This is a genomic window from Brachybacterium sp. YJGR34 (assembly GCF_003347015.1).
Classification (GTDB): domain Bacteria; phylum Actinomycetota; class Actinomycetes; order Actinomycetales; family Dermabacteraceae; genus Brachybacterium.
Genome location: NZ_PNFB01000002.1, coordinates 164,719 through 188,668 on the forward strand (window position 1 = coordinate 164,719; position 23,950 = coordinate 188,668).

The window sequence follows — 23,950 nt, forward strand, 5'->3', positions numbered from 1 at the left end:
CTCAGGCGGCGTCGTCGAAGAGCGCGCGCACCGCGCGCAGCCGGGCCAGCTGGGTGCCGCGGTCCACGGCGGGCACCAGACCCTCGCCCGCGCCGGCCGCCGGTGCGATCGCCCGCCCGGCGGACGGGCGCGCGCCCAGCGCATCGCTCAGCCGTCCCCGCAGCCCGCCGCGGGAGGAGCCCGCCGGGGTCGGGACCGCGGACTCGGAGCCGGCGCGCAGCCGTCGGAACTCCTCGAGCGCCGCGGACGACGGCGCCCCGGCGCTCTGCTCCCGCGTGGCCGCGAGCAGGTACGCGGCGATGTCCGCCTGCTGGACCAGCAGCGGCAGCGCGCCGCCGGAGACCCGCTGCTGGCCGAGGATCACCAGGTCGTCCCGGCCCCGGGCGAAGGCGCCCAGGAACAGATCGAGATCCCCGGCGGCGGTGCGCGGGACGACGTCCTGCGGGAGGTGGTCCGCCCCGGACTCGTACCCGGTGGCGAACACGATGAGATCGGGGACGTAGCGCAGGTGCCCGGCGTGGTGCCCGGTGCCGAGGTGGGTGATGCCGCCGTCGGGGCCCACCCCGGTGACCTCGCCGGCCGGGGTGATGCGACCCTCCCGCACCCGGTCCAGGACGTCGTCGGAGACGATCACGGAGTCCTCGAGCAGCCCGGCGGCGGGGCGCGGGAGCCCCGCGTCCTGGGGGCGGCCGACGGCGCGGGCCACGACGGTCTCGGCGATCCGCGCGTTCAGGCCGCCCAGGGCCGAGGGCTCGCGGGAGGCGGCCACGTCCCCGGGGACCCCGGCGATGCGGCGCGGCACCACCCAGTGACCCGTCCGCATCGACCAGCGCACCTCGAGGGCGCGCCGGGCGGCGTCGACCGAGATGTCCGCGGCGGACTGCCCGGAGCCGACCACCAGCACCCGCTGCCCCTCGAGCCCGTCGGGCCCGGTCCAGTCCTTGGCGTGGAGGACCCGCACGGAGGAGGGGAGCTCGGCCGCCCAGTCAGGACGGTGCGGACGCTCGGAGATGCCGTGCGCGGAGATCACCGCGCGGTAGACGGCGATGTGCCCGGAGCTGAACTCGACCTGCCAGACGCCCTCCTCGAAGGGGCGCGCGGAGCGGACCGCGAGGCGGGGTCGGAAGTGGTCGGTGAGGCCGTGGTGGGCGGCGTAGGCCCGGAGGTACTTCGCCATCTGCCCGGGGGAGAGGTACTCGGGGAAGGAGACCGGCTGCAGCATGTCCTCGAACTGCGTGAACTCGCGCGAGGAGACCATGTCCATCGCGGGCCACACCGGGGTGTCCTCGCGCTCCGGGTCCCAGATCCCGCCCACGTGCCGGGCGCGGTCCACCATGTCGAAGGGGACCTCGAGCGCCTTCAGGGCCGCGGCGGCCGCGAGACCAGCCGGTCCGGCGCCGATGATCAGCACCTTCTCGCGGGTGGGGATCTGGACGTGAGGGTCGGTCATCGAGGAGGGCCTTCCGAGTGGGGCGGCGCGATGCCCGGGACGGCCCCGGACACCCTGCTCAGCGGCGGGCGGACGGTGGCCATCCTAGTCGGCGACCCGGCCGCGGGTCGCCAGCTCGCGGGCCAGCAGCATCGCCCCGGGCAGACCGCCCTCGACGGTGCGGACCGAGCGGTCCTCGGCCCGCAGCCCCGCGACCACCTCGTCGTGCAGGGGACCGGGGGAGGCGAGCACGGAGCCGGCCAGCACCACCGGCAGTCCCGCGTCCGGATCCAGGGCGCGGGCGGAGTCGAGGACGTGCTCGACGACGGTGGTGAGGATCTCCCGGGCGACGGGGTCCTCGGCGGCGCGGCCGGGCAGGCGCGAGAAGCGCCCCAGGGCGGCCGGCGCCCCGGCGGGCAGGTGCTCGTCGAGAGCGCGGATGAGGTCCTGGCGCAGATCGCCGGTGGGGGAGGGCGGGCGCAGTCCCTCGCGCAGATCGAGATCGAGCAGCTCGCCCACCGCCTCCGTCAGCTGGGTGCGCGGGCCGCGGCCGTCGATGTCCGCGGCGACCGCCTCGAGCGTCCGCCGGCCCAGCCACACGGCGGAGCCGATGTCACCCAGCAGCCAGCCCATCCCGTCGCGGCGCGCGATCGGTTCGCGGTCGTGGAAGCGCACCGCGACCGCGCCGGTGCCCGCGAGCAGCAGCAGGGCGTCATCGCCCACCCCGCCGGCGAGGAAGGCCGTGCGCAGGTCGTCGGTGACCAGGACGCGGGCGGGGTCGATGCCCAGGCGGGCCAGGTGCTCGGCGACGGCCCGCCGGATCTCGGCGGCCCGGGCGGGGCCGGCGCCGGAGACGCCCAGGGCAACGGCGTGGATCGGGGCGTCGACCTCGCGACCCTGCGCCCGCCGACCGCGGAAACGCACCTCGCGCACCGTCTCGACGAGGGTCTCCAGGGCGTCCGGGCCGGAGGAGCGGAGGTTCGCCCCCGGCCCCTCCGCCTCGGCGATCACGGGGCCGTCGAGCGGGGCGAGGGCCAGCCGGGAGCGGGTCGCCCCGATGTCCCCCGCGAGCACGAGCGCCTCGGCGCCGTCGCGGCCGTCGGCGCCTGCGGACCCGCCGCCGGCAGCAGGCATCGATGTGCCCATGACCATCCCCCTCGAGTGAGCAGGGCTCCATCGTAGGAGGTGCGCACGGCGCAGGAGGTGCGATCATGGGAGCTGCGATCGTCGCCGGCGCCTGCGCCGGGACGCGGGCCCGCGGAGCGCCGGGCCCCCGGGCCGTCGAAGGAGCCGCCGTGACCGAACCCCCCAGCGACCACCGTCCCACCGGCGCGGATCTCGAGCTGGTGGGCCTCGCCTCCCCGACCGAGGAGCGCAATCCCGCCAGCGCCGCGCTCGACACCCTCGACGCCCGGGGCATGGTCGAGGTGATCCTCTCCGAGGACGCCCGGGTCGCCGCCGCCGTGCAGGCCCAGGCGCCGCAGATCGCGGAGCTGGTCGAGATGTGCGTGCGCGCGATCGCCGCCGGGGGGACGGTCCATTACGTCGGCGCGGGCACCTCCGGGCGGCTCGGGGTCCTCGACGCCGTCGAGCTCGCCCCCACCTTCGATGCGGACTCCTCCCTGGTCGCCGCGCACCTCGCGGGCGGGCCGGGCGCCTTCCTCACCGCGGTCGAGGGCGCCGAGGACGACGAGGAGGCCGGGGCCGCGCTGGTGCGCGAGGAGTGCGGGGAGGAGGACGTCGTGGTCGGTCTGGCCGCGAGCGGACGCACCCCCTTCGTCGGCGGGGCGCTGCGGGCCGCCCGCGCCGCCGGTCTGCCCACCGCCCTGATCTCCGCGAACCCCGGGGCGGCGCTCGCGCCGGCGGCGGACATCGCGATCCTGCCGGACGTCGGCCCCGAGGTGGTCACCGGCTCCACCCGCATGAAGGCCGGCACCGCGCAGAAGCTCACCCTCAACGCCCTCTCCACGGCCACGATGGTGCGGCTCGGGACCACCTTCGGCAATCTCATGATCGAGGTGCGCCCCACCAACGCGAAGCTCGTGGCCCGCACGGTGCGGATCCTCGTGCAGGCCACGGGCGCGGAGCCGCAGCGGGCGGCCGAGGTGCTCGAGGCGGCCGACGGGTCCGTGCGCCTCGCCCTGGTCGCGCTGCTGTCCGGCGCCCCGGTCGCGGCCGCGCGCGCCGTGCTCGAGGAGCACCCGCGGGACCCGGGGCGGGCCGGGGACCCGGCCGGGATCCGCACGGCCGTGGCCGCCCTGCACGGGGAGAGCCGATAATCCCTCGACGCCCGGTCGCGGTCCCCCTAGACTCGCCGCCGTGAAGCATTGATCAGCCCCCGTCCCCCGCCGTCCGCGTCACGGAGCTGATCCATGCCCTCGCACCCCTCCTCCCTGCCCGCCGCCGTCCTGTCCGGCGCCGGCCCCGGCCTGCATCTGCGGGCCGAAGGACTCTCCTTCTCCTTCCCCGACCGCCGCGTGCTCACCGACGTGAGCCTCGTGGTGCCCGCCGGTCGCCCCACGGGGCTGCTGGGGGAGAACGGCAGCGGGAAGTCCACCCTGCTTCACCTCCTCGCCGGTGATCTCTCCCCGGACTCCGGCTCCCTCGAGGTGCCCGGACCGGTCGGCCTGCTGCGCCAGGAGCTGCCCGGCGGCCCCGCCACCGCGGTGCGGGCCGTGGTCGAGGACGCCCTCGCCCGCTCCCGCCGCCTGGAGGCGGAGCTGGTGGCCGCGGGGGAGGCGCTCGCCGTCGAGGGCGGGGAGGCCTCCGCACGGGCCGCCCGCCGCTACGACGCGCTGCTGGCCGAGGCGACGCTCGCCGACGTCTGGAACGCCGAGGTCCGCGCCGAGGCCGTCCTGCAGGGCCTGCAGCTGGGCGGGGTCGACCTCGCCTCCCGCCTGGACGAGATCAGCGGCGGCCAGCGCGAACGGCTCTCCCTGGCCCACCTGCTCATCGCCCGTCCCACCACCTGGCTGCTCGACGAGCCGACCAACCACCTCGACGACGACGGCGCGGCCTTCCTCGCCACCGCGATCGCCGAGCATCCCGGGCCGGTGCTCATCGCGAGCCACGACCGCGCCTTCCTCGACGACGCGACCGGCGCCCAGCTCGACCTCGACCCCGCCGAGTCCCCGGCCGCGACCGAGCCCGGCGGCCTCACCGCCTACTCCGGGACCTTCAGCGACTACCTGCTGGCCCGCTTCGAGGCCCGGGACCGCTGGGAGCACCGCTTCCGCAGCGAGCAGGAGGAGCTGAAGGAGCTGCGGAGGGCGGTCAAGGACTCCGCGAGCGTCGGCCACGAGGGGGCGGGGCTGCGCTCCGAGGCGCGGATTACGAAGAAGTTCTACGCGGACCGCAATGCGACCGTGGTCTCGCGGCGGCTGCGCGAGGCGCGGGCACGGCTGGCGAGGCTGGAGGAGGAGCAGGTCCGCAAGCCGCCCGCGGAGCTGCACCTGACGCACCTGCCCGCCGCGCCCGGCCGCAGCGGCGGCGGGGTGCAGCTCGCCCTCAGCGCCGTGGAGGTCGCCGGACGGCTGGAGCCCACCTCCTTCAGCCTCTCCGCCGGGCAGCACCTGCTGGTCACCGGCGCCAACGGGACGGGCAAGTCGACCCTGCTGGACGTGGTCAGCGGGGAGCTCGAGCCGAGCGCCGGCACGGTGGACCGTCCGCGCCGGGTGCGCCTCGGCCACCTCGGCCAGGACGACCTCGCCCCGCCCGGGCGCACCGTCGGACAGCACCTGCGGGCGGCCGCCGGGCTCCCGGAGGGCGAGGGGCGCGCCGTGCCCGAGCTGTTCGGCCTGGTGCACCCCCGGGACCTCGAGCGCCCCCTGGAGCTGCTCTCCCGCGGGCAGCTGCGGCGCGTCATGCTCGCCGCGGTGCTGCTGGACCCGCCGGAGCTGCTCGTGCTCGACGAGCCCACCAACCACCTCGCGCTGGTGACGGCCACCCGCTTCGAGGCCGCACTCGCACAGTGGGAGGGCACCGTGCTCATCGCCTCCCACGACCGGTGGCTGCGCAGCCGGTGGCAGGGCGAGGTGCTCGCGCTGGGCTGAGACCCCCGGCGCCGGAGCGGGGCAGGCGGTCACACTGGTTCACAGTCCTCCCCGCACCGAGCGCGGACGGTCCACCGTGAGGGGATCCGCACCCGTTCCCAGGAGGAGCACACCATGACCGAGCAGCCGCAGCGGTTCGAGACCCTCGCCATCCATGCCGGGCAGGAGCCCGATCCCGCCTCCGGGGCGCGGGCCCTGCCGATCCAGCAGACCACCAGCTTCGTGTTCCCCAGCGCGCAGTCCGCCGCGGACCGCTTCGCGCTCGCCGAGCCCGGGCCCATCTACACCCGCATCACCAATCCCACCCAGGGCGCGGTCGAGGACCGGATCGCGGCGCTCGAGGGCGGCGCGGCGGGCCTCCTGGTCGCCTCGGGCCAGGCCGCGATCACCCTCGCCGTCCTCAACCTCGCCGACGCCGGGCAGTCCGTCGCCGTCTCCCCGAGCCTCTACGGCGGCGCCTTCAACCTGTTCAAGCACACCCTCTCCCGCCTGGGCATCACCCCGCAGTGGATCGAGGACCCCACCGACCCGGAGTCCTGGCGCGCCGCGGCGGACGAGACCACCCGCGCCTTCTTCGTCGAGTCGATCCCCAATCCCCAGCACGACATCCCCGATCTGCGGGCCATCGCCGACGTCGCCCACGAGGTGGGCGTGCCGCTGATCGTGGACAACACGGTCGCGACTCCGTTCCTGCTGCGCCCCCTGGAGCACGGGGCGGACGTCGTCGTGCACTCCGCCACCAAGTTCCTGGGCGGCCACGGCACCTCGATCGCGGGCGTGATCGTGGACGGCGACAGCTTCGACTTCACCGCCCACGCCGCGAAGTACCCCCAGTTCACCGAGCCCGACGAGTCCTACGACGGCCTGGTCTTCGCCGGCCTGCCCGCGGCCTTCGCGACCCGCGCCCGCACCAACCTGCTGCGGGACCTGGGCCCGGCCATCTCCCCGTTCAACGCCTTCCTCATCGGCCAGGGCCTGGAGACGCTGCCGCTGCGCATGGAGCGCCATCTCGACAACGCCCGCGCGGTCGCCGAGTTCCTCGAGGCCGACGAGCGCGTCGCCTCGGTGACCTGGGCGTCGCTGGACTCCTCCCCGCACAAGGCGACCGCGGACCGGTACCTGCCCCGCGGAGCGGGGAGCGTGCTGGGCTTCGAGCTGGCGGGCGGGCTCGAGGCGGGGCGGCGCTTCGTCGACGCCCTGACCCTGCACTCGCTGGTGGCGAACATCGGGGACGTGCGCAGCCTCGTCATCCACCCCGCCTCGACCACCCATTCCCAGCTCGGCGAGGAGGAGCAGCGGGCGGCGGGCGTGGACCCCGGCTTCGTGCGCCTCAGCGTGGGGCTCGAGCACATCGACGACATCCTCGCCGACCTCGAGCGGGGCCTGGCCGCCACGGTGTGAGCCGCGTGCGCCCCGCCCCCGGGGCGGTCGATACGCTGGTCGCATGAGTTCCGCCCCCACCGCCCTGCACCCCTCTCCGCTGGACGCGTGGCCCCCGCGCTGGACCCCCGCGGCGGTGATCTTCGACTGCGACGGACTGCTGGTCGACACCGAGTCGCGGTGGGTGGCCCTGCAGGACGCCTATCTCGCCCGCCACGGCGCCGCGCTGGACGCGGCCGTGCGTCGGGAGCTCACGGGACGCGCCGCCGAGGTGGTGGTGGTCGCGATCGCCGAGATCGTGGGGAAGGACCCACACCTGGTGGGCGAGGAGCTGGTGGCCGAGCACCGCCGGCACCTCGGGGACGTGATGACCCCGCTGCCCGGCGCGCTCGAGACCCTGCGCGCGATCGCCGCGGTGCGGCCGGTCGCGGTCGCCTCGAACTCGGACCGCCGCGCCCTCGACGCGAAGCTCGCGGGACTGGGGATCGCGGAAGTGGTGGACGCCTCGATCGCCATCGAGGACGTGGCCCGGCCCAAGCCCGCCGCGGACATGTACCTCGCCGCGGCCCGCGCGCTGGGGGCGGAGCCGGCGGACTGCCTGGGCTTCGAGGATTCCGAGACCGGGGCCGAGGCCGCGCTCGCCGCCGGTCTGCAGCTGATCGCCGTGCCCTCCCTCCCCGGGCAGGAGCCCCGGGCCCCGCGCCGCGTGGACAGCCTCGAGGATGCGACGCTGCGCACCTGGATCGCCGGCTGGGAGGGGACCCGATGAGCCCCTCGCCGCGGTTCGCCGAGGCCTTCGGGGACTGGACCCCGCGCGCCGTGGTCTTCGACTGCGACGGCCTGCTGCTGGACACCGAGAGCGTCTGGCAGCGCGCCCAGGACGCCGTGGTGGCGCTCCACGGCGCGCTCCTGCGCGAGGAGGACCGGGACGTCCTGCACGGCTCGACCATCGAGATCGCCGCCGCGCTGATCGCCCGGCGCGCCGGGCACGCCGAGAGCGAGGTGCTCGCGGACCTGCATCGCGCCTTCGACCGCGAGCTCGGCACCGGCATCCGGACCATGCCCGGCGCCGCGCGGATCGTGGAGGCGGCCGCGGCGCGGGTGCCGCTGGGCTGCGCCTCGAACTCCTGGCTCGCCTCGCTCGAGGAGAAGCTGACCCTCGGCGGGCTGCGGCAGCACTTCGCGGTGCTCGAGGCCTCGGACACCGTCGAGCAGGCCAAGCCGGCGCCGGACATGTACGCCGCGGCCGCCCGTGCGCTGGGCCATGACCCGGCCGAGGTGCTGGCCCTCGAGGACTCCGGCACCGGTGCGCGGGCCGCGCGCGACGCCGGTCTGCGCCTGATCGCGATCCCGGTCCCGGGCCATCCGGCCCCGCCCGCCGACCTGGCGCTGGAGTCCCTGACGGACCCGGAGCTGGAGGCCTGGATCGCGACCTGGTGACGCCTCCGGGGCCGTCCGTCCGGCCCGCCGATCGTCCACGCATGTCACGCGAGTTGGCCATGTCCCGTCGGTGCGGTGTTCACTGGACCCCATGAGCACTTCGCCCGATCCCTCGGCGCCCCTGAACGACCGGGCGCACGGCTCCCCCCTGCGCGGACGCGGCTGGCTGAACACCGGCGGCGCCGACCTCGACCTGGAGACGCTGCGCGGCAAGATCGTCCTGCTGGATTTCTGGACCTTCTGCTGCGTGAACTGCCTCCACGTCCTCGACGAGCTGCGACCGCTCGAGGAGAAGTGGGGGGAGGAGCTGGTCGTCATCGGCGTCCACTCCCCGAAGTTCGAGTTCGAGAAGGACCCGGAGGCGCTCGCGGCGAACATCGAGCGCTACGAGGTCTCCCATCCCGTGATCGACGATCCGGAGCTGACCACCTGGACCGAGTACGGCGCCCGCGCCTGGCCCACCCTGATGGTGCTGGACACCCACGGGCGGATCGCCGGGAACCTCTCCGGCGAGGGGCACGCGGACAACCTCGACCAGCTGATCGAGCGGCTCGTCGCCGAGGGCGAGGCCGACGGCTCGCTGCGCCGCGGCCCCGCGCCCACCGTCCTCGCCGAGCGCACGCCGCAGACCCTGCGCTTCCCCTCGAAGCTCACGCCCCTGCCGGACGGCCGCCTGGTGGTCTCCGACGCCGGGCAGCACCAGCTGGTGGTCTTCGAGGCGGACGGCGCCGCCGTCGACGCGCGGATCGGCACCGGACGGCGCGGCGCGGCCGACGGCGACGAGGAGACTGCGCAGTTCGCCGAGCCCAACGGCGTCCTCGCCCTGCCGGAGGAGATCGCCGCGGAGGTCGGCTACGACCTGCTGGTCGCCGACACCGCGAACCACCTCCTGCGCGGGGTGAAAGTGGGCCAGGACCGGCTGCTGCGCTCCCGCACCACCACCGAGGTCGTCACGGTCGCCGGCTCCGGCGCCCAGTGGATGCAGGGCGATCCGGTGCCCCGCGGCGAGGGTGACGCCCGGGGCTTCGCGCTGTCCACCCCCTGGGACCTCACCTGGTCCCATGCCCTGAACCGCGCGGTGATCGCCATGGCCGGCGTCCATCAGCTGTGGACCTTCGACCCGGTCACCGGGGCCCTGCTGGTCCTCGCCGGCACCACTCAGGAGGGCCTGGTCGACGGGCCCGTCGTCACCTCCTGGTGGGCGCAGCCCTCCGGGATCGACGAGCTGCCCGACGGCCGCCTCGTGGTCGCGGACTCCGAGACCTCCGCGATCCGCGTCGTGGACCTCCAGACCATGCAGGTCAGCACGCTGGTGGGGGAGGGGCTGTTCGACTTCGGGCACGTGGACGGCCCGGCGGACATCGCGCGCTTCCAGCACCCGCTGGGCGTGACCGCGCTGCCCGACGGGCGGATCGCCGTGGCGGACACCTACAACGGCGCGATCCGGCTGGTGGACGAGCATCCCGCGACCGCCGACTCCCCGGCTGCCCCCGCGACCGTCGTCACCGTCGCCACCGACCTCAAGGAGCCCTCGGCCGCGATCGTCGGCCCGCCGCTGGACGGGATCGGCCAGCTGGTGGTCGTCGAGTCCGGCGCGCACCGCGTGACCTGGGTGCCGGTGGCCCGAGCGGCCGAGCGCGTCATCGACCAGGGCGCCCAGCGCTCCGAGCGCCCCGTCACCGAGGTGGGTCCCGGCCCCCTCGCGGTGCGGGTGCTGTTCACCCCGCCCCCGGGGCACAAGCTCGACGACTCCCTGGGCCCCTCCACCCAGGTGACCGTCTCCACCACCCCCTCGGCGATGATCCTCGAGGGCGGCGGCGTGGACACCGCCCTCGAGCGCACGGTCGTGCTGGACCCCGCGTACACCGAGGGCGTCCTGCACGTCAGCGCCCGCGCGGCCTCCTGCGATGCCGATCCCGCCGTGGAGTTCCCCGCCTGCCACATGCATCAGCAGGACTGGGGGGTACCGATCCGGATCGTCGAGGGCGGTCCCACCGAGCTCGACCTGTCCCTGCTCGCCTGATCACCGGATCGCCTGAATGCACGCTCGGCCCGAGCATGCTGTCATGAACCCCTGCCCGCCGGCGCTCCGCGCCGGCGAGCGGTCCCGCTCGGCCCGCCGAGTCCCGCCGTCGGAAGCTCTTTCGTGGATCTGATCACACAATTCCCCCTGGGCGACGATCTCGCCGTGACCCTGCTGGTGCTCGGCGTGCTCTCCGTCGCCGCACTGGTCGTCGGCGCCGTCGTCCCCAGCCGTCTGCGGCGCGACGAGGACAGCGACGAGGTCGACGAGGGCCTCGGTCGCCGCCTCGGCGCCCAGCTGCAGTCCTCCGGCACGATCCTGCTGCTGGTGGGCCTGCCGGCGGCGGTGCTGCTGTACCTCGCGCCCGGCAGCACCGACGACCGCATCCTGCGCTCGGCGCTGCTGCTGGTGGGCGTGGCGCTGGGCCCGCTCGCGGCCTGGCGCGGACTCGCGATCCAGCTGGCCTCCCTGGGCCTGGACCCCGAGCGGCGACCGGCGATGATCTCCCGGCTGGGCGCGCTGACGGTGACGGGGGCGCTCGCCCTCGCGATCCTGCCGATCGCCATCGTGGTGTGGTTCCAGCAGGCCTCGGCGGCGCCGGCCCTGATGGCCCTCGCCGCCGGTGCTGCGATCTCGGCGCTCACGCTGCGGGTCTGCGCCTCCCCGGCGGAGACGGCGGCGGCCTCGGCCGCGATCCTGGTGGGCACCGACGAGCACGAGCTCGACGCCGACGACCCCGCGAACCTCGGCGGGCCCCACCTGCGGGCGGCGCGCCTGTTCCGCCGGGGCGCGACGCTCAGCGCCGACGTGGTGGCCGTGACCCTCGCGGGCGCGGCCGTGGGCCTTACTCTGGGCATCCCGGTGCTCGCCGCCGAGGCCGTGGTGGCGGTGCTCCTCGCGCTCGGTGTCGCGCTGCTGGCCGCCGCGGCGGTCGCCGTGATGCCGCATCTGGGGCGGCCCGGGCACGAGCGCGGCGCGCTGATCCTGGCCGGCGTGCTGCCCTCGGTCCTCGGCGGTGCCGCGGCCGTGGCCGCCGCCGCGCTGTGGATCCCCTCCTCCTACAAGGACCTGCGCTTCGCGGACGTGGGCATGGAGAACTTCACGGATCCCGCCATCACCGGCGGCACCGACACGCCGCGCGCTGACCTCGAGCCGCAGATCGAGCAGGCGCTCGGGGACCTGGGCTCGTTCGTCTCCCAGACGGACGACTCCCAGTACGCCAGCGCCTTCCTCGACATGCTCGCGCTGTACTCGATCACCCCGAACGTGGTGGTCGCCGCCGCGCTGGGCGCCGGGGTGCTGCTCGCCCTCGCGACGGTGCTGCTGCTCGAGCGGACCGGATACCGCTTCGGCGAGACCGTGCGGCGCGCCGCCCGCACCAGCCGCACCGGCGGTGCGCTCGGCATCGCCGCCGCCCTGGGCTCGACGGCGCTGCTGGCCGCCGCGGTGCTCGCCCTGGTGGTGCTCCTGGCCGCGGTGCTGAACGTGCTCAGCGCCGGGGTGCCCGCCCTCGCCCTCGCGCTGCTGGCCCTCGCCGGGCTGGGCGCGCTGATCGTGGTCGCGGGCTTCGCCGGGTCGCTGCTGGCTCCCACCTTCGCCGACCGGCCCGATGCCGAGACGGGGCTGCGCAATGCCGCCGCCGGCGCCGCGACCGGTCCGCGCGCCGTGCTGCTGGTCTCGGGAATGCTGGCCGCGCTGGCCACCATCGGTCCGATGGTCGCCGCGATGCAGAGCGCCCCGCGAGCGGCGACCGTCTGGGAGGACCGCGCCCTGCACGGCCTGACCCCCGCCGCGCTGACCGTCATCGGCGGGGCCGGGCTGGGCGTGCTCACCGTCGTGCTGGTGACCTCCTCGCTGCTGGACGGCGCGCGCCGGCTCGGCGCCCACGCCGTGGTCGAGACCCGCGCCTCGTTGCTCGAGGGCCGCTCGAGCGCGGACCTCGCGGAGCTGCCCGAGATCGTGCGCCGCGCCTCCGTGCCGCCGGTGGTCGTGGCCGTGCTCGCGCCGATCGTCGCGGGCTTCGGCCTGGGCCCCGCAGCGATGCCCGGGTACGTGCTCGGCACGGTGCTGACCGCCGGGGCCGTGGGCGTGTGGATGCTCGGCGCCCACTCGACCCTCGAGAGCGCCGCCGCGGTGATCGGCGCGGGCCGCTACGGCGGCCGCGGCTCCTGGGGCCACTCCGGCGCCCTGGGCGGTGCCGTGCTCACCGGCGCGCTGCGCTCCTCGATCGGTGCGGTGGCGCTGCCGCTGGTGCTGACCAGCTCGCTGCTCTCCGCCCTCGCCATCAGCGCCGTGGTGGGCATGAACACCGACGGCACCAGCCCGTTCCTGCGCTGGGGGATCGCCGTGCTCGCGATCATCGTGGCGCTGACCAGCTGGGTGATCGCCGCGACCGCGCCGGAGGTGGACCTGGAGGACGGCGAGGCGGAGCTCTCCCCGCCGCTGTTCTCCCGCCGCGCGGAGGAGGACGCCGACGACCTCGAGGCGATGGACTGGGGCAGTGAGGACGCGGAGGACGAATCCGCGGAGACCGGTTCGGGCCCGCGGACGGGCCGCCGGCGCCGCCGGGGCTGAGCCGGGCCCGGCCCTGCGGCCCGTCCGCGGGCTCGCGGGTCTCCCGGGGGCCGGTGGGCGGGCCAGGAACTCAACCGGTGACTCCGCGCCGGGGACATCTGCGATCAGTGTCGTAATACGGCCAGGCTCGCCCATATAGGGCCTGCCTGGCCGTATTACGACACTGATCGTCATCTGCGCGCCCGATCCCGGCCCTCGCGCCCGCCCGGCCGCGGCCCTGGGGCCTGTCCGGCCGCGGACCTCGCGCCCGCCCGGCCGCGGCCCTCGCGCCCGGCCGCGGCCCTGGCGCCCTGCGCGCGGCCTTCGCACCCCGCACGCGGACCTCGCGCCCGGCGCCGCGGATCAGGGCTCGGCGCCCAGCCCTCTCAGCACGAAGGCCTCGAGCGCCGCGCGGGAGTAGCGCTTGGCCGAGGAGCCCACCAGCAGTCCGTTGATGATCCGCACCGTCGCGTCGACGTCGAGGCTCGCGGTGAAGTCGCCGGAGGCGACGCCGTCGGTGACGATGGTGCGCAGCACGTCCTCGATGATCAGCACGTGCTCGCGCATCCGGGCCGCCGTCTCGGGGGTGAGGGTGGCGCGGGAGGAGGACTGCGGGATGTGGAAGGACACGGTGAGGTCCAGCTGGGTGCGCACGTAGGCGATCGCCGCCTCCCGCGGCGAGGCCGAGTCGCTGACCCCGGCGCGCAGCTGGGCGATGTAATCGGTGGTCTCGTGGATCGCGTACTCCACCAGCAGCGTCTCGCGATCGGGGAAGTGGTTGTACATCGCGGTGCGGCCGACCTCCGCCGCGGTCGCGATCCGGGAGAACGTGATCGACTCGAACTCCTCGGTCTCGAGCAGCTCGGCGAGCGCGGCGAAGATCTTCTCCCGCGTGCGCTCTCGATGCTCCTCGAGGGACCCTCCGATGATCTTGGGCATGCCGCATTCTTACACTGTCCACAGCATCGGCAGAACAGCTCGGGGATCCTCGCGGTGCAGGTCCGCGCTCTGCGGGTCCCCGGTGCGCCCGGCGAGGGCGGCGCTCGACGCCCATGGTGCGCCCTGGGACGCAGAACGCCGGCCTCGTGGGGCCGGCGTCCGGTGGAGCGGGTGACGGGAATCGAACCCGCGCTGTCAGCTTGGGAAGCTGAAGTTCTACCATTGAACTACACCCGCGCGCAGCCGCCCGATCAGCGTCTCGATCCCGGAGGATCCTCGCCGCTCGAGCGAACGCGGACCAGCATACCCCGAGAACCGATGCTCTGCGAACCGGGGCCGTCACGGTGGACGGGGCGCCATCGAGCGGCCGCTGCCGCTAGGCTGGTCGCCGTGCTGCTGAGCGATCGAGACATCCGGGACCAGATCACGGCCGGCCGGGTGCGCCTGGCCCCCTTCGAGGACGAGATGATCCAGCCTGCGTCGGTGGACGTGCGGATCGACCGGTACTTCCGGCTCTTCGACAACCACAAGGCCGCCTTCATCGATCCCGCGGCGGAGCAGCCGGAGCTGACCCGCGAGGTCGCGGTGGAGCCCGACGATCCCTACATGCTGCACCCGGGCGAGTTCGTCCTCGCCTCCACCTACGAGCGGATCACGCTGCCGGACGACGTCGCCGCCCGGCTCGAGGGCAAGAGCTCGCTGGGTCGGCTGGGCCTGCTGACCCATTCGACGGCCGGCTTCATCGATCCCGGCTTCGAGGGGCACATCACGCTGGAGCTGTCGAACATGGCCACCCTGCCGGTCGCGCTGTGGCCGGGCATGAAGATCGGCCAGCTGTGCTTCTTCCGCCTCTCGAGCCCGTCCGAGCGCCCCTACGGGAGCGCCGGGAACCTCAACCGCTATCTCGGACAGCGCGGGCCCACCCCCTCGCGGTCCGCGCAGAACTTCCATCGCACCCGGATCCCCGTGGAGGATGAGCAGTGACCGCACCCGTCGGCGCGTCGGTCGAGGAGAGCACGCGCACCCAGCATCGTCTTCAGCTGCCGCGCGGCACCTCGGCCGAGGACGTGCTCGCGATGGTGCGCAACGTGCGTCCCGCGGCGCAGCGGGGCGCCGGCGGTGTGATCGAGCTCGGCGACGCGGCGCGGCTGGTCCCGGACCCGTCGCCCCGCGGGGCCGGGCGGTGGACGCTGGACACGCCGCGGGTGCGCGAGGACGCCGCCCCGGCCGCGCTGCCCGATGCGCGCGGCTACGGCCGGGCCTTCCCCGAGGCGCTGCCCTTCGGCGTGGAGCGGGAGACGCTGGACCTCGCCTGGTCCCTCAGCCGGCGCCTGCTGGGCGCCGTGGTGACCGATGACGGGGTGCGGCTCGAGCCCCACCCCTTCCAGGTGCGCGACCTGACGGTGGTGAGCCCGCACGCGCTCGCCCCGGAGTCGCTCGCCCAGCTGCTGGCCCCGCTCGAGCCCGAGGCGGAGATCGACGAGGTCCCCGCGGACACGCCCCGCAGCGGCTACAGCGCCACCCTCCCGCTGCCAGGCCGCGAGAGCGTCGCGGTGCGGGTGGGACTCAGCGCCCGGCCGGCCGCGCTCCGCGAGCTGCGCTGGCTGGAGGACGCGGTCGACTACGAGCTGGTGCACCTCACGGCGGACCCGGAGGAGGACGCCGTGGAGGTCCCGGACGCGGAGACCGCGGCCCGGTGGCAGAACGCCTACCGCCGGATCGGGCTGATCGCCGCTCTGCTCACGGGCGCTGTGGGCGGCTACGTCGTGGACCTCGAGGGATTCCTCGTGGATCCCGCGGACCTGGCCTGAGGCTCCGCGCCGCTCAGGGGAGCGGCACGGCGGGGGAGGACTCGCGCGCCGGCCGGCCGGCCGCCCCCAGGCGGATCGGCAGGAACGCGAGCAGGCCCAGGGCGATGACCACCACGATCCCCAGGACCCCGGTGCGGGTGTCGTCGAACACGGCGACGGAGAGGGCGAAGGCGGCGGTGCCCAGGAAGCCGAGCGCCCGGCCCGTGGTCGCGTACAGCCCGAAGTTCTCGGTCTCGCGCCCGGGCTGGGAGAGTCGGGTCAGCAGCGTCCGTGAGGCGGACTGCACGGGGCCGACGAACAGGCAGATCGTCAGCCCGGCGATCCAGAAGACGATCGCGGGGCTGAGGGCCAGCACCACCAGTCCCAGCACCACGATGCCCAGGCAGCCCACGATGATCACCGGCCGCGGACCGAAGCGGTCGTCGGCGCGGCCGCCGAGGAAGACGCCGATGCCCGCCACCAGGTTCGCGGCGATCCCGAACAGGATGATCTCGACGGGGGAGAAGCCGTACGCGTTGGCGGCGAGCACACCGGCGATCGAGAAGACGGCGCCCAGGCCGTCGCGGTAGATCGCGGAGGCGACCAGGTACTGGAGCATCACCGGCTCCTCGCGCACGGCGCGGATCACGCGGGTGACGATGCTGGCGTAGCCCTGCCACGGCGTCCATCGCTCGCCGGGCGCCGTCGCGGGGTGCCGCGGTGCGCGGAGCATCAGCGGCAGCGTCCCCACCAGGATCCACAGCGCGACGAAGAGGGGGATCGCGCGGTAGTTCCAGCCGTTCTCGCCGGTGATCCCCAGCAGGCCCGTGCCGGGCATCACGAACAGCACCAGCACGAGGGCCAGGCATCCGATCGACCCCCAGTAGCCCACCGCCCAGGCGGTGCCGGAGACGCGGCCGCGGTTCTCCGGGGTGGAGATCTCCGGCAGCACCGAGTTCACGAACACCCCGGCGAGCTCGCTGAACACGACCGCCAGCGCGATGAGGATCGCGCCCAGGGTCAGCATGTCGGCATCCAGCGCCACCAGCGGCATCAGCGCGATCGTCACCACGGTCGCCAGGGTGGTCAGGCGCAGCAGGGTGTTGCGCGCCCCGCCGCGGTCGGCGAGGTTGCCCAGCAGCGGGGCGAGCAGCGCGATGGCGATCGCGCCGATCGCCTGCCAGGTGGTGAGGACCTGGGAGCCGTGGTCCTGCGCGGCCTTGATCGCCGTCTCCCCGACGGCGCCCTCGGAGGCCACGGCGCTGGCGACGTAGGTCGCGAAGACGAAGGTGAGGATGACCGAGCTGAAGGCGGACATCCCGCCGTCCCAGAGGGCGAAGGAGACGATGCCACGGCCTGCGCGGCGGGCGGTGCGAGGGGCGGAGGTCGACGCGTCCCGGTCCGGGGTGGTGGCCATGGCGCCACTGTACGGAGCCGGGAGAGCGGTTGCGCGCGATGACCAGGTCCGGAGTCCGGACGGTCCCCAGACGGCTCCCGTAGACTGTGCGCGGCCCCCTCCCTGTGCGTCTGATGGACGGAGACTGCGTGTACCTGATGCTCCTCGCCCATCTGGTGGCGGCCCTCCTCGGGCCCGTCCTGGTGCGGCTGATGGGGCGCAACGCCTTCTTCCTGCTCGCGGCGGTGCCCGCGGTCTCCGCGATCTGGCTGGCCACGATCGATCCCCTCGCCCTGGCCGAGGCGCCGCGGGAGGTCGCCCTCCCCTGGATCCCCGCCTTCGGGATCGACCTCGCCTTCCGTCTGGACCCGCTGAGCTGGGTGCTGGCCCTGATCGCCACCGGCATCGGTGCGATCGTGCTGCTGTACTGCGCGCGCTACTTCAAGGACACCGAGCCGGGGCTGGGCCGCTTCGCCGGTGTGCTGACGGCCTTCGCCGGGGCGATGGTGGGCCTCGTCCTCGCCGACGACGTCATGGTGCTCTACACCTTCTGGGAGCTGACCACCGTCTTCTCCTACCTGCTGATCGGCCACTACCAGGACAAGCAGGCCTCGCGCCGTGCGGCGCTGAACGCCCTGATCTCCACGACGGCCGGCGGCCTGGCGATGCTCGTGGGCCTGCTGATGGTCGCGGGGGCGGCCGGGTCCATGCGGCTGTCCGTGATCGTCGCCGACCCGATGTGGGCCGATGCCGGCGCCTTCCTGATCGTCGCGATGCTCCTGATCCTCGCGGGCGCCACATCGAAGTCCGCGCTGGTCCCCACGCACTTCTGGCTCCCCGGGGCGATGGCCGCGCCCACGCCGGTCTCCGCGTACCTGCATGCCGCCGCGATGGTCAAGGCGGGCGTCTACCTGATCCTGCGGATGGCGCCGGCCCTCACGCACCTCGAGGTGGTGACGGCGGTGCTGGTGAGCCTCGGCGCGGTGACCATGCTGGTGGGGGGATGGCGCGCGCTGCGGCAGACGGACATCAAGCTGCTGCTCGCCTACGGCACCGTCTCCCAGCTGGGCTTCCTCGCGGCGGTCGCCGGGCTCGCCACCCAGGACGCCGTCCTGGCCGGGCTCGCGATGCTCATCGCCCATGCCGTCTTCAAGGCCCCGCTGTTCATGGTGGTGGGCATCATCGACAAGAAGTTCGGCACCCGTGACCTGCGCATGCTCTCCGGGGTGGGGAGGGTCGCGCCGGTGGTCGCGGTGATCGGCACGCTGTCGGCCGCCTCCATGGCCGCGGTGCCGCCGCTGCTGGGCTTCGTCGCCAAGGAGTCGATCTACACCGCCCTGTGGTACGGCGGGGGGTGGCAGCGTCTGCTGCTGCTCGCCCTGGTCGCGGGGTCGGTCCTCACCGTCGCGTACTCGTGGCGCTTCGTGGCCGGCGCCTTCGGGCCGGCCCCCGGCGCGCCGCGGGTCCGGGCCCCGCGGATCCCCGTGCTCTTCTGGCTGCCGCCGGCCGTGGTCGCGGTCTTCTCGGTGGTGCTGGTCGCCCTCGCGGCGCCGCTGGAGGAGGTGCTGCGGGCGAGCGCCTCGGTGCTGCCGCCGACGGGTGAGGACGTGCACCTGGCCGTGATCCCGCATCTGGGCGTGCCGCTGCTCGCCTCCGCCGTGACCCTCGGGCTCGGTGCGGTGCTGTGCGTGTTCGCACGGCCGTTCGCGCGGCTGCAGAAGCGCCTGTCCCCGCAGCGCTGGGCCGAGCGCCCCGTGCTGGACGCCTTCGACGCCGAGCGCGGCTTCCGCTGGATCCTGCGCGGCGTGGACGCGCTGGCCGTGGCGGTCACCCCGCTGTTCCAGCGCGGCTCCCTGCCCTACACGCTGGGCACGATGCTGGTGGTGCTCATCGCACTGGTCGCCCCGGTGGCGGTCACGCGCTCGCCGCTGCCCGACAACCTCGTGCTCTTCCAGCACCCGGTGGAGCTGATCGTGCTGCCGGTCGCGGCGCTCGCCGCCCTCGGCGCCGCCCGCTCCCGCCGCCGCCTGCGCGCCGTCTTCCTCATCACCGTCACCGGGTACGGGGTGGCGCTGCTGTTCCTCGTCGCGGGCTCCCCGGACGTGGCCCTGACCCAGGTGCTCGTCGAGACCGCCATGACGGTGGTGCTGGTGCTCGTGCTGCGGCGCCTGCCCACGCACTTCTCCCGTCGGCCCTTGCGGATCGGCGCCTGGGGCCGATGGGCGATCGCGATCACCACCGCGGTGGTGCTGTGCGGCGCCGCGCTCTACGCCGCGGACGCCCGCTCCCAGGCCGCGCTGGGTCCGGAGCTCATCGAACCGGCCTACGAGATCGGCGGCGGCCACAACGTGGTCAACGTGGCGCTCGTGGACAACCGCGTCTGGGACACCATGGGGGAGATCTCGGTGCTGCTGGTGGTGGCCACCGGCGTGGCCTCCCTGGTCTTCGTCACCCGGCGCGAGCGTCCCATCGCGCGGGTGCGCGACCTCGAGCCGCGCACGGCGATCTGGCGCCGCCGCTCCGATGCCGACCTGCCCCGCAACGCGCTCGACTTCGACTCCCGCCCGGACGACGTCGCCGGCGGCAACCGCTGGCGCACCTGGCTCTCCGCGGGACTGACGCTGGCGCCCGAGCGCCGCATGGTCATCCTCGAGGTCATCACCCGCATCGCCTTCCCGATGATGATGATGATGTTCTCGCTGTACCTCCTGATGGCCGGGCACAACCTGCCCGGCGGAGGCTTCGCCGGGGGCCTCGTGGCCGGGCTCGCGCTCGCGCTGCGCTATCTCGCCGGGGGCCGCTACGAGCTCACCGAGGCGGCGCCGGTCCAGGCGGGTTTCGTGCTCGGCGCGGGGCTGATCGTCGCCGTGGCCTCAGGGGTGCTGCCCGTGTTCTTCGGCGGGTCCGTCTTCTCGCAGGTCACGCCTGTGGTCGAGGTGCCGCTGCTGGGTGAGCTGCATTTCCCCAGCGCTTTGCTCTTCGACACCGGGGTGTACCTGGTGGTGGTGGGCGTGCTCCTGGACTTCCTGCGCTCCCTGGGCGCCCAGATCGACCTGCAGCAGGAGGCCGAGACCGATGCCCGTTAGCCTCGCCCTGCTCCTGACCGCGGGGATCCTCATCGCCTGCGGCGTGTACCTCGTGCTCGAGCGCACCCTGACCCGCATCATCCTGGGCTTCGTGCTGCTGGGCAACGGTGTGAACCTGCTGTTCGTGGTCTCGGCGGGACGGCCCGGCCTGCCGCCCTTCGAGGGGTCCGCGGACCCGGAGGAGATGACCGACCCGCTGCCCTTCGCGATGGTCCTCACCGCGATCGTGATCAGTCTGGGCATCACCGCCTTCGGCATGGCGCTGTCCTACCGCGCCTGGCAGCTGTTCGGCCACGACGAGGTCCCCGACGACGTCGAGGACCGCCGGGTGCTGCGCCGCCGGCGGCGCCGGGCCGAGGACGCCGCTCGTCTGCCCTGGTCCCAGGCGCTGTCCGAGGAGTCCCGCCGCGGCGCGCTCGCGCAGTCCCAGGGCTTCCTGGCGCCCGAGGGCGAGGACCCCCTGGGCTCGGACCTGACGAGCGCGGAGGACGTCCCGCAGGACGCCACCGAGGCCGACGAGGGAGAGACCGCGGCCCCGACCCGCCGCGAGCGCACCCACCGCAGGGAGGAGACATGAGCATCGAACTCCTCCTCGCCCTGCCGGTGATGCTGCCGCTGGGCGGCGCCGCCGTCACCCTGCTGCTGCGCCACCATGCGCGGGTGCAGATGTGGCTCGCGATCCTCACGCTGGTGGCGATCTTCTCCGTCGCGCTGGTGCTGGGCTACTACGTGACCCAGGCCGGGGTGCTGGTGCTGCAGATCGGGAACTGGACGCCGCAGCTGGGCATCGTGCTGGTCGCGGACCGGCTCACCGCGCTGATGCTGCTGGTGTCGAGCTTCGTCACCCTCGCGGTGCTGCTGTACTCCAGCGCGCAGACCGTCAGCGAGAACGTCGAGCGCACCCCCGTGGCGATCTACCACCCCACCTATCTGGCGCTCGTGGCCGGGGTGTCGATGGCCTTCCTCGCCGGGGACCTGTTCAACCTCTACGTGGGCTTCGAGGTGCTGCTGGCGGCGAGCTACGTGCTGCTGACCCTGGGCGGCTCCGCGAGCCGCATCCGGGCCGCGACCACCTACGTGATCGTGTCCCTGCTGAGCTCGGTGATCTTCCTGGCGGCGGTCGCCGCGGTGTACACCGCCACCGGCACCGTGAACCTGGCGGAGCTCGCGGTCCGGCTGGATGCGATCGAACCCGGCACCCGCATGATGCTGGAGCTGATGCTGCTGGTCGCCTTCGCGATCAAGGCTGCGATCTTCCCGCTCAGCGCGTGGCTGCCGGACTCCTACCCGACGGCCCCGGCCCCGGTGACGGCCGTGTTCGCGGGCCTGCTGACCAAGGTGGGCATCTACGCGATCCTGCGCCTGGAGACCCTGCTGTTCCCGGCCTCGCAGACCTCGAACCTGCTGCTGGCCGCCGCCGCGCTGAGCCTGGTGATCGGGATCCTCGGCGCCGTGGCGCAGACGGACCTCAAACGTGTGCTGTCCTTCACGCTGGTCTCCCACATGGGCTACATGCTGTTCGGGATCGGCATGTCCACGCAGATGGGCATGGCCGCCGCCATCTACTACGTCGCCCACCACATCACCGTGCAGGCCACGCTGTTCCTCGGTGCGGGACTCATCGAGCATCGCGGCGGCACCACCAATCTCATCAAGCTCGGCGGGCTGCAGAAGCTCGCCCCGGTCATCGCGATCCTCTTCTTCATCCCCGCCATGAACCTCGCCGGCATCCCCCCGTTCTCCGGCTTCATCGGGAAGGTGGGGCTGATCGAGGCGGGCATCTCCTACGACCGCACCTCCGGCTGGCTGCTCATCGCGGCCAGCGTGGTCACGAGCCTGCTGACCCTGTACGCGATCGCGAAGATCTGGAACCGCGCCTTCTGGCAGGAGCCCAGCGAGGAGATCATCGCCCGTGACGTCCCCACGCCGAGGGCGATGACGGCCGCGACCGCCGGGATGATCGCCTTCTCGCTGCTGCTCACCGTCCTGGCGGGGCCGCTGATGGACTACGCGGACAAGGCCGCGAGCTCGGTCCTCGAGCGCACGCCGTACGTGGGCGCGGTGCTGGGCGACGAGGCGGCCGGGGAGCTGCGCTACCGGATCGACGACCAGGGCACGAAGATCGACGGGAACGGGCAGGAGGTGCAGGAGTGATGCTCAAGCGGCTCAGCGATCTGCGGCACTCGTGGCTGTGGATCCTCATCGCGGTGGCCCTGTGGTGCCTGTTCTGGGGCGGGGTGGACCTGAAGAACCTGCTGGGCGGCGTGCTCGCCGCGCTCGTGGTCTTCCTGCTCTTCCCGATGCCGCCCACGGGCCGCGAGCTCACGCTGCGTCCGCTGCGCCTCGCCCTGTTCGTGCTGCGGTTCCTCGTTGACGTGGTGGTCTCCGCGGTCCAGGTGGGCTACTTCGCGATCCGTCCCGGCCCGCAGCCGCCCAGCTCGGTGATCGCGGTGACGATGGCCTCCCGCTCGGACTTCTTCCTCACCTTCACCGGCGTGCTGTGCACGCTGATCCCCGGCTCGGTGGTGGTCGAGGCGCAGCGCTCCACCGGGATGCTGTTCCTGCACACCTTCAACGCCGGCACCCCGGAGGAGGTCGAGGCCTCCCGCGCCAGCGTGCTCGCCCAGGAGCGGCGGCTGCTGCTGGCCGTGGGCCGACGCTCCGTGCTCGAGGAGGCGGGTCTGCGATGAGCGCCTTCGAGCTCGTCCTGCTGATCTACGGCGGGGTCCTCGCCCTCGCGGCGGTGGCGGTGGTCTACCGCATGATCGTGGGCCCCACCATCCTGGACCGTGCTCTCTCGAGCGACGCCCTGGTCACCCTGGTGGTCATGGGCATGGCCCTGTACTCGGCGCACGCCGGGGCGGCGTGGGCGGGGCCCGCGATGCTGGGCCTGACGGGACTGGCGTTCATCGGCACCGTCACCTTCGCGCGCTTCGTGGGGCGGGAGGACCCGCGGCGGGGGATCGGCGCGCCGCATCCCCGCGAGCCGCAGACCGACACCGGCCCCCACGAGGCGATCCACGCCGGCCCGGCCACCGCACCGGTGGTGCGCCGCTCCGAAGAGCCTGCTGATGCGGAGCCCCGGGGCGGGGACGAGGCCGCGGAGCCGGCCAATCGGGTCGCGGACGTGACCGGTGCCCCGCCGGTCGACGGGACCGGGGCCTGGCCCGACGAAGACACCGCCTGGCCTGACCAGGGCGCCGCCTGGCCGGACGCGGACGCCGAGGAGGCGCCGGAGGATCCGCGCCCCGGACCGGGGAGGGAGGAGCAGCGATGACCGTCACCGAGATCATCGCCTCCGTGCTGATCGGCGGCGGCGTGCTGCTGGCCGTGCTCGCGGCGATCGGGCTGAACCGCTTCGACGGCGTGCTGATGCGCACCCACGCGGCCTCGAAGCCGCAGGTGCTGGGCCTGATCCTGGTCTTCTCCGGGGCCAGCCTGGCGGCGGGCTCCTGGTCGCTGGCCGCCTTCCTGCTTGTGGTGCTGCTCGCGCAGATGCTCACCGTGCCGGTCTCCAGCGTGATGGTGGGCCGCGCCGCCTTCCGGCGCGGCTTCGTGCGCGGCGGCGACTACGCGATCGACGAGCTCAGCCCCCGCCTCGCCGAGCCCACCGACGACGATGACGACGAGGACGGCTTCATCGACGAGGACGGCGACGACCACGCGGGGATGGACGCCGGCGGCACCGAGCGCTTCCCCGAGAACGTGGTCACCGATCCCGGCGCCCCGGTCATCGATCGCAACTGGAGCGAGCCCGAGGAGGGCGCCCTCGACGACGGCGAGGACACCATCGACATCGACCTCGAGGACGAGACCGAGCTCGAGGCCGAGGAGGTCGCCGAGCGCGACCCGCGCTGAGCGG

General features: G+C 74.1%; 19 protein-coding genes and 1 tRNA gene. 15 read left to right on the forward strand and 5 right to left on the reverse strand.

All coding sequences use genetic code 11. The features are described from left to right. Position 1 precedes the first annotated feature (1 nt). Entirely contained in the window at positions 2 to 1,450 is a 1,449-nt protein-coding gene (locus CXH06_RS02640) for an NAD(P)/FAD-dependent oxidoreductase (protein WP_114853608.1), read from the reverse strand. A gap of 84 nt (positions 1,451 to 1,534) precedes the next feature. Further along, positions 1,535 to 2,575, reverse strand: a complete 1,041-nt coding sequence (locus CXH06_RS02645) for an N-acetylglucosamine kinase (protein WP_232820167.1) — start codon at positions 2,573 to 2,575, stop codon at positions 1,535 to 1,537. Positions 2,576 to 2,724: 149 nt separating this feature from the next. On the opposite strand from CXH06_RS02645, the gene CXH06_RS02650 reads away from it, so the two are divergent. The 7 genes from CXH06_RS02650 to CXH06_RS02680 all read left to right on the forward strand — a co-directional run bounded on the left by CXH06_RS02650 (position 2,725) and on the right by CXH06_RS02680 (position 12,898). Beyond that, positions 2,725 to 3,708, forward strand: coding sequence for an N-acetylmuramic acid 6-phosphate etherase (locus tag CXH06_RS02650; protein WP_232820168.1), 984 nt, complete (start codon positions 2,725 to 2,727; stop codon positions 3,706 to 3,708). 93 nt (positions 3,709 to 3,801) lie between these two features. Further along, the gene (locus CXH06_RS02655) at positions 3,802 to 5,481 is read left to right on the forward strand and encodes an ABC-F family ATP-binding cassette domain-containing protein (RefSeq protein WP_114853611.1); all 1,680 of its coding nucleotides are present in this window, start codon (positions 3,802 to 3,804) and stop codon (positions 5,479 to 5,481) included. Positions 5,482 to 5,595: 114 nt separating this feature from the next. Next, positions 5,596 to 6,882 (forward strand): O-acetylhomoserine aminocarboxypropyltransferase/cysteine synthase family protein, encoded by a 1,287-nt coding sequence (locus tag CXH06_RS02660; RefSeq protein ID WP_114853612.1) that lies wholly within the window; start codon positions 5,596 to 5,598, stop codon positions 6,880 to 6,882. Positions 6,883 to 6,925: 43 nt separating this feature from the next. Then, positions 6,926 to 7,630, forward strand: a complete 705-nt coding sequence (locus CXH06_RS02665; RefSeq protein ID WP_114853613.1) for an HAD family phosphatase — start codon at positions 6,926 to 6,928, stop codon at positions 7,628 to 7,630. Continuing rightward, positions 7,627 to 8,301, forward strand: coding sequence for an HAD family phosphatase (locus CXH06_RS02670; RefSeq protein WP_114853614.1), 675 nt, complete (start codon positions 7,627 to 7,629; stop codon positions 8,299 to 8,301). Before CXH06_RS02665 ends, CXH06_RS02670 begins: the two co-directional genes overlap by 4 nt. Before the next feature lie 91 nt (positions 8,302 to 8,392). After that, positions 8,393 to 10,324: an NHL domain-containing thioredoxin family protein gene (locus tag CXH06_RS02675; RefSeq protein ID WP_114853615.1), complete on the forward strand. Its 1,932-nt coding sequence runs from the start codon at positions 8,393 to 8,395 to the stop codon at positions 10,322 to 10,324. A gap of 123 nt (positions 10,325 to 10,447) precedes the next feature. Continuing rightward, positions 10,448 to 12,898, forward strand: a complete 2,451-nt coding sequence (locus CXH06_RS02680) for a sodium/proton-translocating pyrophosphatase (protein ID WP_114853616.1) — start codon at positions 10,448 to 10,450, stop codon at positions 12,896 to 12,898. A 342-nt stretch (positions 12,899 to 13,240) separates the two neighbouring features. Here CXH06_RS02680 and CXH06_RS02685 read toward each other — a convergent pair whose 3' ends face one another. Together CXH06_RS02685 and CXH06_RS02690 are read right to left on the reverse strand one after the other, a co-directional pair. Further along, positions 13,241 to 13,816 carry a TetR/AcrR family transcriptional regulator gene (locus CXH06_RS02685; protein ID WP_114853617.1) on the reverse strand — a complete coding sequence of 192 codons (576 nt, stop codon included), beginning with the start codon at positions 13,814 to 13,816 and terminating at the stop codon, positions 13,241 to 13,243. Positions 13,817 to 13,979: 163 nt separating this feature from the next. After that, positions 13,980 to 14,053: transfer RNA gene (locus CXH06_RS02690), tRNA-Gly, on the reverse strand. Positions 14,054 to 14,206: 153 nt separating this feature from the next. On the opposite strand from CXH06_RS02690, the gene dcd reads away from it, so the two are divergent. Both dcd and CXH06_RS02700 read left to right on the forward strand, forming a co-directional pair. Continuing rightward, complete coding sequence (gene dcd / locus CXH06_RS02695; protein ID WP_157975564.1) at positions 14,207 to 14,800, forward strand: dCTP deaminase; 594 nt, start codon at positions 14,207 to 14,209, stop codon at positions 14,798 to 14,800. Continuing rightward, positions 14,797 to 15,627, forward strand: a complete 831-nt coding sequence (locus CXH06_RS02700; protein ID WP_114853619.1) for a hypothetical protein — start codon at positions 14,797 to 14,799, stop codon at positions 15,625 to 15,627. The genes dcd and CXH06_RS02700 overlap by 4 nt, the downstream gene beginning before the upstream one ends. A 13-nt stretch (positions 15,628 to 15,640) precedes the next feature. Here CXH06_RS02700 and CXH06_RS02705 read toward each other — a convergent pair whose 3' ends face one another. Next, a complete protein-coding gene (locus tag CXH06_RS02705; RefSeq protein ID WP_114853620.1) occupies positions 15,641 to 17,023 on the reverse strand; it encodes an MFS transporter in 1,383 nt (460 codons plus the stop codon). A gap of 137 nt (positions 17,024 to 17,160) precedes the next feature. Here CXH06_RS02705 and CXH06_RS02710 point away from each other — a divergent pair, with 137 nt between their 5' ends. From CXH06_RS02710 to CXH06_RS02735, 6 genes are read left to right on the forward strand one after another with little or no spacing between them, the layout of a single operon-like run. Beyond that, the gene (locus CXH06_RS02710) at positions 17,161 to 20,088 is read left to right on the forward strand and encodes a Na+/H+ antiporter subunit A (RefSeq protein ID WP_232820186.1); all 2,928 of its coding nucleotides are present in this window, start codon (positions 17,161 to 17,163) and stop codon (positions 20,086 to 20,088) included. Further along, the gene (locus tag CXH06_RS02715; RefSeq protein WP_114853622.1) at positions 20,078 to 20,665 is read left to right on the forward strand and encodes a Na(+)/H(+) antiporter subunit C; all 588 of its coding nucleotides are present in this window, start codon (positions 20,078 to 20,080) and stop codon (positions 20,663 to 20,665) included. Before CXH06_RS02710 ends, CXH06_RS02715 begins: the two co-directional genes overlap by 11 nt. Continuing rightward, on the forward strand, positions 20,662 to 22,242 hold the full coding sequence (locus CXH06_RS02720; protein WP_114853623.1) for a Na+/H+ antiporter subunit D: 1,581 nt from the start codon (positions 20,662 to 20,664) through the stop codon (positions 22,240 to 22,242). Before CXH06_RS02715 ends, CXH06_RS02720 begins: the two co-directional genes overlap by 4 nt. Continuing rightward, positions 22,242 to 22,778, forward strand: a complete 537-nt coding sequence (locus tag CXH06_RS02725; RefSeq protein ID WP_114853624.1) for a Na+/H+ antiporter subunit E — start codon at positions 22,242 to 22,244, stop codon at positions 22,776 to 22,778. The genes CXH06_RS02720 and CXH06_RS02725 overlap by 1 nt, the downstream gene beginning before the upstream one ends. Further along, positions 22,775 to 23,365, forward strand: a complete 591-nt coding sequence (locus CXH06_RS18275) for a monovalent cation/H+ antiporter complex subunit F (protein WP_157975565.1) — start codon at positions 22,775 to 22,777, stop codon at positions 23,363 to 23,365. Before CXH06_RS02725 ends, CXH06_RS18275 begins: the two co-directional genes overlap by 4 nt. After that, positions 23,362 to 23,946 (forward strand): monovalent cation/H(+) antiporter subunit G, encoded by a 585-nt coding sequence (locus tag CXH06_RS02735; protein ID WP_114853625.1) that lies wholly within the window; start codon positions 23,362 to 23,364, stop codon positions 23,944 to 23,946. Before CXH06_RS18275 ends, CXH06_RS02735 begins: the two co-directional genes overlap by 4 nt. Positions 23,947 to 23,950: the final 4 nt, after the last annotated feature.

Excerpts from the sequence above, each read along its gene's own strand:
- CXH06_RS02640 (WP_114853608.1), bottom strand. The coding sequence starts at position 1,450 with ATGACCGACCCTCACGTCCAGATCCCCACCCGCGAGAAGGTGCTGATC.
- CXH06_RS02645 (WP_232820167.1), bottom strand. The coding sequence starts at position 2,575 with ATGGGCACATCGATGCCTGCTGCCGGCGGCGGGTCCGCAGGCGCCGAC.
- CXH06_RS02655 (WP_114853611.1), top strand. The coding sequence starts at position 3,802 with ATGCCCTCGCACCCCTCCTCCCTGCCCGCCGCCGTCCTGTCCGGCGCC.
- CXH06_RS02660 (WP_114853612.1), top strand. The coding sequence starts at position 5,596 with ATGACCGAGCAGCCGCAGCGGTTCGAGACCCTCGCCATCCATGCCGGG.
- CXH06_RS02665 (WP_114853613.1), top strand. The coding sequence starts at position 6,926 with ATGAGTTCCGCCCCCACCGCCCTGCACCCCTCTCCGCTGGACGCGTGG.
- CXH06_RS02670 (WP_114853614.1), top strand. The coding sequence starts at position 7,627 with ATGAGCCCCTCGCCGCGGTTCGCCGAGGCCTTCGGGGACTGGACCCCG.
- CXH06_RS02675 (WP_114853615.1), top strand. The coding sequence starts at position 8,393 with ATGAGCACTTCGCCCGATCCCTCGGCGCCCCTGAACGACCGGGCGCAC.
- CXH06_RS02685 (WP_114853617.1), bottom strand. The coding sequence starts at position 13,816 with ATGCCCAAGATCATCGGAGGGTCCCTCGAGGAGCATCGAGAGCGCACG.
- CXH06_RS02705 (WP_114853620.1), bottom strand. The coding sequence starts at position 17,023 with ATGGCCACCACCCCGGACCGGGACGCGTCGACCTCCGCCCCTCGCACC.
- CXH06_RS02710 (WP_232820186.1), top strand. The coding sequence starts at position 17,161 with ATGCTCCTCGCCCATCTGGTGGCGGCCCTCCTCGGGCCCGTCCTGGTG.
- CXH06_RS02715 (WP_114853622.1), top strand. The coding sequence starts at position 20,078 with ATGCCCGTTAGCCTCGCCCTGCTCCTGACCGCGGGGATCCTCATCGCC.
- CXH06_RS02720 (WP_114853623.1), top strand. The coding sequence starts at position 20,662 with ATGAGCATCGAACTCCTCCTCGCCCTGCCGGTGATGCTGCCGCTGGGC.
- CXH06_RS02725 (WP_114853624.1), top strand. The coding sequence starts at position 22,242 with ATGCTCAAGCGGCTCAGCGATCTGCGGCACTCGTGGCTGTGGATCCTC.
- CXH06_RS18275 (WP_157975565.1), top strand. The coding sequence starts at position 22,775 with ATGAGCGCCTTCGAGCTCGTCCTGCTGATCTACGGCGGGGTCCTCGCC.
- CXH06_RS02735 (WP_114853625.1), top strand. The coding sequence starts at position 23,362 with ATGACCGTCACCGAGATCATCGCCTCCGTGCTGATCGGCGGCGGCGTG.